Origin of the sequence: Halalkalibacter flavus, from assembly GCF_036663575.1 — a bacterium.
Lineage (GTDB): Bacteria > Bacillota > Bacilli > Bacillales > Bacillaceae_D > Halalkalibacter > Halalkalibacter flavus.
This window is the reverse complement of sequence record NZ_JAWRVK010000079.1, coordinates 1-9070: the sequence shown is the minus strand read 5'-3', so window position 1 is coordinate 9070 and position 9070 is coordinate 1. Positions and strand designations below refer to the sequence as shown.

General features: G+C 33.6%; 10 protein-coding genes. 9 read left to right on the top strand and 1 reads right to left on the bottom strand.

Translation table 11 applies throughout. From position 1 onward, the window contains the following. Positions 1 to 270 precede the first annotated feature (270 nt). On the top strand, positions 271 to 714 hold the full coding sequence (locus SAY88_RS24085; RefSeq protein ID WP_332634949.1) for a GNAT family N-acetyltransferase: 444 nt from the start codon (positions 271 to 273) through the stop codon (positions 712 to 714). 541 nt (positions 715 to 1255) lie between these two features. Further along, positions 1256 to 1405 (top strand): hypothetical protein, encoded by a 150-nt coding sequence (locus SAY88_RS24080; protein ID WP_332634948.1) that lies wholly within the window; start codon positions 1256 to 1258, stop codon positions 1403 to 1405. Positions 1406 to 2007: 602 nt separating this feature from the next. Here SAY88_RS24080 and arr read toward each other — a convergent pair. Then, positions 2008 to 2424 carry an NAD(+)--rifampin ADP-ribosyltransferase gene (arr, locus tag SAY88_RS24075; RefSeq protein ID WP_332634946.1) on the bottom strand — a complete coding sequence of 139 codons (417 nt, stop codon included), beginning with the start codon at positions 2422 to 2424 and terminating at the stop codon, positions 2008 to 2010. Between the two features lie 704 nt (positions 2425 to 3128). On the opposite strand from arr, the gene SAY88_RS24070 reads away from it, so the two are divergent. The 7 genes from SAY88_RS24070 to SAY88_RS24040 all read left to right on the top strand — a co-directional run bounded on the left by SAY88_RS24070 (position 3129) and on the right by SAY88_RS24040 (position 8463). Beyond that, the gene (locus SAY88_RS24070; RefSeq protein WP_332634944.1) at positions 3129 to 3848 is read left to right on the top strand and encodes a class I SAM-dependent methyltransferase; all 720 of its coding nucleotides are present in this window, start codon (positions 3129 to 3131) and stop codon (positions 3846 to 3848) included. A 200-nt stretch (positions 3849 to 4048) separates the two neighbouring features. Next, on the top strand, positions 4049 to 4657 hold the full coding sequence (locus tag SAY88_RS24065) for a transglutaminase-like domain-containing protein (protein WP_332634943.1): 609 nt from the start codon (positions 4049 to 4051) through the stop codon (positions 4655 to 4657). 123 nt (positions 4658 to 4780) lie between these two features. Next, positions 4781 to 5269, top strand: coding sequence for an MSMEG_1061 family FMN-dependent PPOX-type flavoprotein (locus tag SAY88_RS24060; RefSeq protein ID WP_332634941.1), 489 nt, complete (start codon positions 4781 to 4783; stop codon positions 5267 to 5269). 189 nt (positions 5270 to 5458) lie between these two features. Then, positions 5459 to 7393, top strand: coding sequence for a hypothetical protein (locus SAY88_RS24055; protein ID WP_332634939.1), 1935 nt, complete (start codon positions 5459 to 5461; stop codon positions 7391 to 7393). Then, the gene (locus tag SAY88_RS24050) at positions 7386 to 7649 is read left to right on the top strand and encodes a zf-HC2 domain-containing protein (RefSeq protein WP_332634937.1); all 264 of its coding nucleotides are present in this window, start codon (positions 7386 to 7388) and stop codon (positions 7647 to 7649) included. The genes SAY88_RS24055 and SAY88_RS24050 overlap by 8 nt, the downstream gene beginning before the upstream one ends. After that, on the top strand, positions 7650 to 8174 hold the full coding sequence (locus SAY88_RS24045; protein ID WP_332634936.1) for a sigma-70 family RNA polymerase sigma factor: 525 nt from the start codon (positions 7650 to 7652) through the stop codon (positions 8172 to 8174). It abuts the gene before it with no gap. After that, positions 8164 to 8463: a zf-HC2 domain-containing protein gene (locus SAY88_RS24040; RefSeq protein ID WP_332634933.1), complete on the top strand. Its 300-nt coding sequence runs from the start codon at positions 8164 to 8166 to the stop codon at positions 8461 to 8463. Before SAY88_RS24045 ends, SAY88_RS24040 begins: the two co-directional genes overlap by 11 nt. The last annotated feature ends 607 nt before the right edge of the window (positions 8464 to 9070 follow it).

Genomic DNA, 9070 nt, shown 5'->3' with positions numbered 1-9070 from the left:
ACTGGAAAGTCTATTTCAGGCCAATAAGTGTTTCATCTTATCTAGCAGGAACTGTCTCATTTAGTTTAGCAGTCACACGTATATGGTGTACTCTAAATGAACTAATAATTGTGGAATAACAATAAAAATGTTTATTCTGTTATTCCCCAAATGGGCCATTTATTTAATGGAGCAACGCTTATTGAACTAAAGGTTCAGAATAGTTAAAGTTCATAATATTTTCCACTTCAACAAAGTGTTATAATTTGATCTAATAGGAAGGGAATTCAAATGGAAATATATCAAGCTACGATTGAAGATTTAGAGGGAGTATCAAATTTATTTAATTTGTATCTTGTGTTTTATCAACAAACATCAGATTTAGAAGGTGGTAAGACTTACATAAAAGAACGTTTAGAAAGCAATGATTCTGTGATATTTGTTGTTAAAGACAAACAAAAGTATGTAGGATTTACTCAACTATATCCTACATTTTCATCAATATCTATGAAAAGAGCATGGATATTAAATGACTTGTATGTAGATGCAGAAGTTAGAAAACAAGGAACAGGAGAAATGCTCTTACATAAAGCAAAAGATTACGCTATTGAAACAGGTGCTAAAAGTATTAGTCTGAGTACAGCACCAGATAATTATTCTGCTCAAAGACTATATGAAAAAAATGGATACGTAAGGGATTCACAATTTTATCATTATGAATTAAGTTTGACTTAATAATTGTCTGATCCATTATTCAATTATAGGGCGCTTTTCCGAAATAAGGAAAGCGTCTTTCTTCTTGAAAAGGACCAATTGTTGAATAACGTAGTGGACGAAATATGCTGAAATTAGGAAGAGATTGTGAAGGATTGTACTTAAACAAACTGGCAGTTTAGTTTAATAAGAACTGATTAATAATAGTTGGTAACAAAGGGTTTAAGGGAATAGGAATGATTGGTTCTCCTGAAATAAATAAAGTGATTAGAAAACATCTTATCACCAACATTAAAAGAAATTGGACTTTTAGAAGAGTGCTGAACAAACAAGAAATAGAATTATTGAGGCTTATGCAAGTGTCAAGGCATTTTATTTCGATTATAGCTATGAAATGAATACCATTTGGCGATGAATTATCTTACTAAGTTTTTATTGTTTTTACTGATATATACAAAGTTAGCTGTACATAATAAAGTAATAAGGTTTACTCAGTAAAATAAGGTATATTATAATTTGTTGAATAGATTCTCTTTAAAGACAAGAAAAGTAGGTGAACAAAGTGGGAAAATATCAATTGGATACCAAAGGTCAGGTAGCTGTGACAAAGTTTCATGAAAAACAGAGGCCTGCTAAATTTGATAAAAAGCAGCAACTTGAAAAAATACGTGCGGAGTATTTGAAAAAAAAGCAAAAACAAACAGATAAATAATTTGAATGAAAACATAGGAAGACTAAAATCTCCCTATATTTTTCTTATTCGAAGTTCTTTTTTCAATTGATGATAGAGTTTATTATGCCCATAAATTTCAGATTCTGTGACAAAAACTCCTCATCAGATATCCATTCCTCACTAAAAATCAGTAGCAGAATCAATAGACCAGCCGTTACTTTGGATACACTAGTGATCTCCAGCAGAAATTTTAAAACATTATTAAGAAAAAATTAAATGTTGGAAGTTGCAAGGTCAATGAAATAATTTATAGAACTAACGGTTCGTTGATCAAAGAAGGATCAGCGCTTCTATTATTAAACAAACGAGGCAGTTTTTAGTTGAGTAAATAAGTCATCATTTCTTGGTACGCAGTAGACGGATACTGCGTACCTATTAATTTGTTTTTGAATGGATGTTCCCCTCAGGGATTGAGGGGGAGAAGTTCGGTTTTATTTGTACAGATGTCAAAAGTAGGGCGGGTGGCGACACTCAAGGTCTAACTTTTGGCTTTTCGGTGCGCTCCGTTGCTGACGAAATTCAATTGTAAAAGCAAGTTGATTAATGGTTCTTTTTAATCATGATTTTATAGATGTTGAAGATTAATCATCTATTACAGCTTTTCCTTGTTCTCGTAACTTTTTTAAAGATGTAAGCATATGACTTATTTCTTCAGCGGAATGTCTTTCCCATGAACTTAATTCAGCAAGTATTTTCAAAGGAGATTTAGACCTATAAGAACGTGTTGGGTTCCCAGGAAATTTTTTGTCAGTTAAGTTTGGATCATTTTCAAAATCACCTAATGGTTCTACAATGTAAATTCTTTCTGCTGAATTAGATGTTGCTAATTCAGCACCCCATTTTGCAGCATCTAATGTTGCTGTGAAATATATATAGTTAGATTTTTTGTCTTGGTAATTCGATAAGTGTTGCGGTTTTAGTAGATCTCCAATTTTTAGTTCTGCTTTAGTACCATGAAAGAAAGGACCATTATCTAAAACACTTTTTTTGTCATTCATACTGATACACCTCTTATAATTTAAAATTTGTATAAAACAGTATAGGACAGGAACTTTAGAAATTGAAGTCTATAAATAATTTATAATTAATAGTATAATGTAAGTAGAAAGAATGATCTCGAACGATAAAATTATCTATGCTTTAATTAGCAATAAAAGTTTATGGTTGCAGGGGTTTTATAGACTGACATATATGTTTTGTATATAAATACGGTATTTAAGCAATCTGCCCCAATAATTGAAGAACGTTATTAATTTTTCTTTTGACCATTACTTGGATTTGGGATTATTTGGAAATTAATGAAAATAGCCACCTTTAATCAGGTGGCTTTTAGTGTTTATATACTAAGATTAAGTGATTGGGTACTATTATTGCAAAGAAGATAAAAAAACATCTTTATTTAATGTACAGTACAACGATACTGCGCATCAAAAAAAATCTAGTTTTACTAACATTGTGAAAAAATGTCCTTAAACTAACAGGTGCGATTGTTCGATAAGAGCGATCGCTTCTTGTGCTTACGAGCAGGTTAATTCAACAACTAATAGATTGCAAATCAGACTTTCAAATCGGTATTAAAGGGTACTTTTCTGGAATAAAACAGGGACGCATTATTCTGTTTGCGCGCCACTTAAGGAAATTAATATTAAAATCAAAACGACGGTTATTTAAGCAACGAGCAGGAGTTTAGCCTATCGAGCTATTGGAAAGTTTAAAACGTAGAGGCATTAATTTTAACAATAAAAAAGTGGCAGATTTAGGTTCTGGAACTGGTGTACTAAGTAGAGCATTACACAGGGAAGGAGCAGTTGTTATTGGTGTAGAACCATCTTATGAGTTAATCCAAGAAGCTAAAGAAATTGATAAAAATGAAGGGTATATGATTAAGTATGTTCATGCCTTTTCGGAATCTACAACCTTGTTGGAAGATACATATGATTATATTGCTGTGTTAAGAGCTTGGCATTGGTTTGATAGTGATAATACTCTTACTGAAATTAAAAGGATTTTGAAGGACAATGGCTCATTGATTGTTATGGATTCAGGGTTTCTTTCTAAAAGTAAAGTTATAGTCGATACGCTTGAAATTATAAAAGGACATATGCCAAACGGGAAGTTGAAATCTGCAGGTTCAAAGGCTAATTCAAAACAGATGATTAACGGTTTTCCAGTAGAGTGGTTTAAAGAATGGCAAGAACATCAATTTGACTTACAAGAAACTTATAAGTTTAACTACAACGTAACTTTTACAAATGAAGAATGGTGCGGAAGAGTAGGTTCACTATCGTGGCTATCTGGTTTTGATGAAAATGAGAGAAATAATATACTGGATGAAATTTATACACACTTAGATAAAGAGTTTAAGGGCATCAAACACAATATCCTACATGGTTGCTATATTACAGTATTAAGTCGCCTCTAAGCAGAAGTACAGATGCTCTTCTTCAATAGATTTCTTCAACGGAGTGCTTTAATGAAAGAACTGGAGCTGTCATAACGGCAGCTCCTTTATTCCGCTAATGAGGCAGGTTAGTTGATATCATTTCTCCTACAATCTCTTCTTTTGTTATTTAAAATAATAACGACGGATAGATAATTATACAAAAAAGGAGTGGAGTTAAAATGATGATGATTTGTGAGTCCGAAAAATTAGATGATTATATACTTGAATTAGATGAAGTAAATTATTCTAATCCTATAATTAAAGCAAAAGTAGAGGAGCTTTTTAATCCGTCACAAACGGAAATTGAAAAAGTAAAAGTAGCTTTTGAGTTTGTTCGTGATGAAATATCCCATTCTTGGGACATTCAAGGAAAACGAGTAACTTGTATTGCATCAGACGTTTTAGCTTATAAAGAGGGAATTTGCTATGCAAAATCTAATTTATTAGCATCTTTATTACGTTCACAAGGAATTGCAGCAGGTTTCTGTTATCAACGTTTGATGTTGTTTGATACGCCAGAAAAAGGGTATTGTATTCACGCTTTGAGTGCTGTTTTCTTAAAATCACTTAATAAATGGGTAAGGTTGGATGCTCGTGGAAATAAAGAAGGAATAGATGCCCAGTTTGCAATTGATGAAGAAAAATTAGCTTTTCCAATTCAAGAGAAATATGATGAAAAGGACTATCCAGTTATATATGTAAAGCCAAATACGAAAACGATAGCTGTGTTAAAGAAGCATACTGATGCATTAGAGATGTATAAGAATTACCTACCAGAGAGTTTATAGTTATTTCGCTAACGGGTGCGGTTTGCTTAACAGCAGTAGGAACGCTTTTTGACTAACGAAGCAGGTTAATGGAAAAAGAAGTATTATTATATGAGGTAATAAATGAATTTTAGAGGTGTAATTATGAAAGAAAATTATTTTGAAAACACGATTGATACGGAGGAACAATTACGACAGATTATTGGTTTTCCAAGCGAGTTAGTAAATAAAAAAGTAATTTCATATCTTGACCAAAATTGTTTAGAGTTTATTTCAAAATCACCGTTTTTGGTTATATCAACCTCTGATAAATTAGGATTTTGTGATGTTTCTCCAAGAGGTGATGATGAAGGATTTGTTCAAGTGATAAATGAAAAGCATTTAATAATACCCGAAAGACCAGGAAATAAAAAAATAGATTCAATGCGAAATATTTTATCGAACCCAAGAATAGGTCTACTCTTTTTTATACCAGGGTTAGGTGAGACATTAAGAGTGAATGGTAAAGCAACATTAGTAACTGATGATAATTTACTTGATAAGATGGCGATTAAAGGAAAAAAGCCACTTTTGGGTATTGGGGTAGAGGTAGAGGGTGGTTACCCCCAAAGTCTATGCGTTTTTGTGCGCTAATTGTAGTGTTAATTTGTTTGGGATTGGATTGCTAAATGCACTGTTATAGTTTGCGAATTCACGTTTTCCCTCCCATATCTGAACCCGTTACTTAAATAGTTTCACCTTTTTCATTTTTTTTGAAACTTTTCTCCTTTCCGATTGTCTAAAAAGTATGAGCTCATAGAAAATTTGAGAAGGTGTTTAGCAATGGAAATCATTAGCAGGTTTGTCTTGCATATTGAAAATTTTTTTCTATTAAGTCATTTTAGTAAATTCATTATTCAATGGACGCTAACTGCATTAGCCGTTTATGGTTTAGTGTCGTTTTTTCTAAGAAAATGGAATGGTGAAAAGGCAGCCATCTATGTAGGTTTTATCGTGCGCTTTGTTTTACTCATTGGATTATCGATTGAAATGCTACATCAAGTTAGTATAATGGAAATTACGACTGTTTTTTACGATCGACAGCCGTCTTTACGGCAGTTTCTACATTTTTTATTTTTCGGTTACATCATTGTTGTCGGGTTTTATTATATGGTTACAATGAAGCAAAAGAAGAACAAGGGCGTTTTTTACACCTTTGATATCGCCGTTCTGACGCTTCCGGCATTGCAGCTTTTAACTAGCTTTTTCTTTTATGCTATTAGAGGAGAAGTAATTCTTATAGATGTGATTGGCTTTATTATCATCCTGTCCATCATTGCAGGAAGTCTTTACTTATTTTTTATTAATTATTGGGAGTTTAGCTGGAAAACATTTATTCCCTTTTATATAATTGTCGGCACATGCTCGTTAATGTTTTACGTGTTTGGTTTTGTAGATATGATGGAAGTATCGAATCTTCTTATTTTTTTAGGATTATTAATGGTATATCATCTTATAAATAGAAGTCCATTACAGGTACTTGAAAAGTTGAAACAGCCGTTTATCCTGGTAATGGCTATTTTGTTCCTTGTCTTAACCAACCCTCTTTATAATGCGGCAGATATGGCGCTTGCTTCTACCGATGCGGAATTGAGATTACGATATTTTGAAACTACGAATTTAATTCAAATAGAAGAGGCGAAAATGTTAGCGATGAAAATTACAAATGAAGAGCAATTTTCATTTCGTCAGCCTGAAACCCAAGACTTTCATAATCGTTATTGGTTAAGGTCAAAAAACTATCTTGTTGATATTGACGGGGTGTCAGGAGAGGTCATGAATGTTCATCGTCACACCGAACCAGAAGGCGAGATGCTTTCTGCCCAAGAATACGTTGATCTTTCCAAGGAGTTGTTAGAACGAATGGGGAGAACATTGCTAGGTGATGATCAAATTCACACCACTGTTACTGAAGAAGAAAACCGTATTCATGTGGAAATGGTGCCTAAATATGACGATGGCTCCATCTTAGATGTATGGATGAACACTACTTTTACGTGGGAAAAGGAATCTCTAGTTGAATTTCATGAACGTTTAAACTTATATCCCGTTGAAACGTTAAAAGATGTATTAATAACGTCTGATGATATTGAGTTCATTTTACAAGAATGGTACGAAATGTTGGGTGAAGAGATGCCTGAATATGTAGTTGATAATGTAACGTATGGGTATAGTAACCGAACGATCGATATTAATATTTCCACTATTAATCACCATTCAATTCAGCTGGATGGTCGTACGGGAGAAGTTTTGTATTTTGGTGGAGACTTAGCTGACTACACAACCATCGATTTTAATGAGCTCGAATATAAAGTATTAGCTTGGAAGAAAGTTCAAATTGATGACTGGAAGCGAGAACGTATCTCGAATTTTTGGGAATGGAGAGAACAAGAACAAGAAGGTACGAAACTTGTCTTTGTTCATCAATTTGGCTATACAGAAGGTGAACCTCTTTTTACTTATTCGAAGAACATCGATTATTTTAACCAACCGAATACAAGTGTTAAAGTTGCCTCTAGTCAAGAAGCTTATGACGCTGTTGCAAATTCTATCGACTTTACACCCTATGCCTCAAGAGCAAGGTTAACTCATGTTATTGATGAAAATGATCAAATACGAGTGGCTTGGTTACTAGTGATCCAGCCGTATAAAAAAGCAGAGCACCGTCTCTACTTAGTTGATATTGAAACGAAAGAGTGGGTTTCCCTTTATGAATAAAAAGGATGCGTGTGCTATATTTCAAGATTTGTATGATTTGTATATCGAAGAGGAAGTGGAGGATGAAACGAAACAATGGATGATGGAGCACGAGGAAGCATGTGCACATTGTCAAAAATCAGGAAAGGACAACGAAGGAAATCCAGTCCTTCAAGAGGACAGCGAGAAAATTTGGGGAATTCGAGTAATGACGATGCTGTTATACAGCCTTTTCCTCCTTCTCGCGATTTGGATGTCCATTTGGTATTTGTGGTAAATGAGTAACTGGAGAACTTTAGAGGACCTGTATGCTCTTTACTACGAAGAAATCTTCCGTTACCTATATCAACGAACGAAACAAAAAGAGCTAGCTCAAGACCTGACTCAAGATACTTTTTTAAAAGCTTTTAATGGGTTAGCTTCTTTTAAAGGAAAATCAAGTGTACGAACATGGTTGTATACCATAGCGCATCATACCTTTATTAACTGGTATCGACGTGAAACAAAATATAGCCAACATCCCATTGAAGAAACATTCTCATTAGAACAAAAAACATACAAAAATCCAGAAGATGTCGTAACTACAAAAGCAGGGCAAGCTCAACTTTTAGCAGCCATCCATTCATTAAAGGAAGATTACCAGACTGTGTTGATTTTACGAGAATACCAGGAGCTGTCCTATGAAGAAATCGGTGAAATTGTAGGGTGGAAGCTGTCAAAGGTAAAAACAAACTTACACCGTGCAAAGCTTGAGCTTCGCAAGCACTTATGTAGACTAAAGGATGATACCAATGAAGTGTAGCTTAATTAGAGATCTTTTGCCACTTTATGTAGAAGGTGACTGCTCCCCAAAAACAAATAAGGTAGTTAGGGAACATCTAGATCGTTGTTCAGAATGCCATAAGTTGTATGAACTTATTAATTCACCGATTGATGTTAAAGCGATAACTAAACCAGTGACGACCGAGACCCATACTAGATCCAATGAATTTTGGAAAAGGTACTACGGTCGACTTATTTTAAAAGGGCTTGGCTTGTTTTTTGTTGTTTATATAACTGTTATAAAACTTATGGTTCTTTTCAAATTATAAAAATCTGTTTCAAGTAACGGGGTGCGATTGCTCACTAAAGGTAATCGCTTTTTCTTGTTGAAGTAAAGAGAAGTTTAACTTATCAATGATAATGATTATATTCAAATATGATTAGGAGAGAGATGTAATGGTGATTAGAGAAATTATTCCTTCAGATGCAGAAGGTTTTATTCATTTAACTCAACAGGTAGAGGGTGATTTTCCGATAATTCAAATAATTTTGTCCCTACACTTTTTCCCCTCTACTTCGCTAAAATAGAGGAATATACATTTGAATTTAATTTGGGTGCATTAAAAGAAAAACTAGATATGAGATTGACTCCAACGCAAGAACAATTAGATGAAATTATTAAGAATGCTATGGAAGTCACATTGGTTATTTATGCCGAGGAAGAAGAAATAGCACGCTTTGATTTAAGTAATTGAGTTTTAGCTAATTTATAAAGTAATTGGACTTATTCAATCAACGGGAGCGTTTCTGTATTAGCAGCAGGAACGCTTTTTGACTAACGAAGCAGAATACTTGAAGTAGTAAAATAGCCAATGGGGGATTATATGTATAAAGCAAATTTAAAAAAGTATTTAAACAGATTTCTTATTTTGTTAA

Excerpts from the sequence above, each read along its gene's own strand:
- SAY88_RS24050 (WP_332634937.1), top strand. The coding sequence starts at position 7,386 with ATGAATAAAAAGGATGCGTGTGCTATATTTCAAGATTTGTATGATTTG.
- SAY88_RS24065 (WP_332634943.1), top strand. The coding sequence starts at position 4,049 with ATGATGATGATTTGTGAGTCCGAAAAATTAGATGATTATATACTTGAA.
- SAY88_RS24085 (WP_332634949.1), top strand. The coding sequence starts at position 271 with ATGGAAATATATCAAGCTACGATTGAAGATTTAGAGGGAGTATCAAAT.
- arr (WP_332634946.1), bottom strand. The coding sequence starts at position 2,424 with ATGAATGACAAAAAAAGTGTTTTAGATAATGGTCCTTTCTTTCATGGT.
- SAY88_RS24060 (WP_332634941.1), top strand. The coding sequence starts at position 4,781 with ATGAAAGAAAATTATTTTGAAAACACGATTGATACGGAGGAACAATTA.
- SAY88_RS24055 (WP_332634939.1), top strand. The coding sequence starts at position 5,459 with ATGGAAATCATTAGCAGGTTTGTCTTGCATATTGAAAATTTTTTTCTA.
- SAY88_RS24045 (WP_332634936.1), top strand. The coding sequence starts at position 7,650 with ATGAGTAACTGGAGAACTTTAGAGGACCTGTATGCTCTTTACTACGAA.
- SAY88_RS24040 (WP_332634933.1), top strand. The coding sequence starts at position 8,164 with ATGAAGTGTAGCTTAATTAGAGATCTTTTGCCACTTTATGTAGAAGGT.